2 protein-coding genes are annotated in these 1,221 nt (G+C 71.8%); one reads left to right on the top strand and one right to left on the bottom strand.

The window, feature by feature from the left end; translation table 11 throughout:
- Positions 1-47 precede the first annotated feature (47 nt).
- Complete coding sequence (locus E1258_RS32720; RefSeq protein ID WP_132407853.1) at positions 48-383, bottom strand: helix-turn-helix domain-containing protein; 336 nt, start codon at positions 381-383, stop codon at positions 48-50.
- A 192-nt stretch (positions 384-575) separates the two neighbouring features.
- Between E1258_RS32720 and E1258_RS32715 the strand changes: the two genes are divergently transcribed.
- Positions 576-1,221, top strand: a 646-nt coding sequence (locus tag E1258_RS32715) for a carbonic anhydrase (RefSeq protein ID WP_371688719.1), incomplete at its 3' end; no start/stop codon positions are given.

The raw sequence follows: 1,221 nt of genomic DNA, 5'->3' as shown, positions 1-1,221 counted from the left end.
GGCGAGCAGGGCCGCCGCCAGCGTGGGCAGGAGCCCGACCCTCCCGGTCACCGCGTGCCCTCGTCGGTCTGGTCGGAGGTGAAGAGGGCGAGCAGGTCGCCGACCTGGCGGTCCGCCTCGGCCGGGTGGCGGAAGTGGCCGCTGGGATTGACCGTGTACTCGTTGCGCCGGCCCACCCGGGTTCGTTGCAGGTAGCCGCCCGCCTCCAGGTCGGCCACGATCGCCTGGGCCGCCCGCTCGGTCACGCCCACCTCTTGCGCGACGTCGCGTAGCCGGGCGGTCGGGTTGCGCGCGATGGCTAGCAGCACATGGCCGTGGTTGGTGAGGAACGTCCAGTTCCGGGTGCTCCCGTTCTCGCCTGCTGTCGTCGCCATGTCGGACATGTTAGGGCTCGGGTACGGCTTTCACGTCCCTGGGCGGGCGTGGGCCGAAAGTCGGCCCCGCGCAACCCCTTCCCAATACAGGAAATGTGTATCACGTAACGCTTGACGTGCCTTTAGCTCCGTGTGACCGTGGGGGAACCGGTTGTGCGGGCGAATGGCGAGGTGATGGGCATGGAGCATTCCAGCATGTCAATGGCTCAGTCGGGCTCCGGGCGGCTCGAAGCTCTCTCGGCCGTCGGCCGACCGGGTGAACCGGGCACCCCCGGCGTCCCGCCCACGTCGGGGCAGGCCCTCGCCGAGCTGTACGCCGGCAACCACCGCTTCGTCACCGGAACGCCGCGCCACCCGAACCAGGACGCCGACCATCGGGTGGCGGTCGCCGACGGCCAGCACCCGTTCGCGGTGATCGTCGGCTGCTCCGACTCCCGGCTGGCCGCCGAAATCATCTTCGACCGTGGCCTGGGGGACCTCTTCGTGGTCCGCACCGCCGGGCACACCGTCGGCCCCGAGGTGCTGGGCAGCGTCGAGTACGCCGTGACCGTGCTGGGTACCCCCCTGGTGGTGGTGCTCGGCCACGACTCCTGCGGCGCGGTGCAGGCGGCCAGGGCGGTCGGCACCGGCACCCCGCCCGCCGGCAACCTGCGGGCCGTGGTGGACGCCGTGGTGCCCAGCCTGCACCGGGCCGCCGAGCGGGGCGTCGAGAGCATCGACGAGATCGTCGACATCCACATCGCGTGCACCGTCGAGGCGATGCTCGACAGGTCGCCGGTGCTGGCCGCCGAGGTCGAGGCCGGGCGGTGCGCGGTCGTCGGGATGTTGTACCGGCTCAGCGCGGGCG

The organism is Micromonospora sp. KC207, from assembly GCF_004348615.1.
Taxonomy (GTDB): Bacteria; Actinomycetota; Actinomycetes; order Mycobacteriales; family Micromonosporaceae; genus Micromonospora.
Note: the sequence above shows the minus strand (reverse complement) of the source record. Positions and strands in the feature narration are given on the sequence as shown.

Excerpts from the sequence above, each read along its gene's own strand:
- E1258_RS32720 (WP_132407853.1), bottom strand. The coding sequence starts at position 383 with ATGTCCGACATGGCGACGACAGCAGGCGAGAACGGGAGCACCCGGAAC.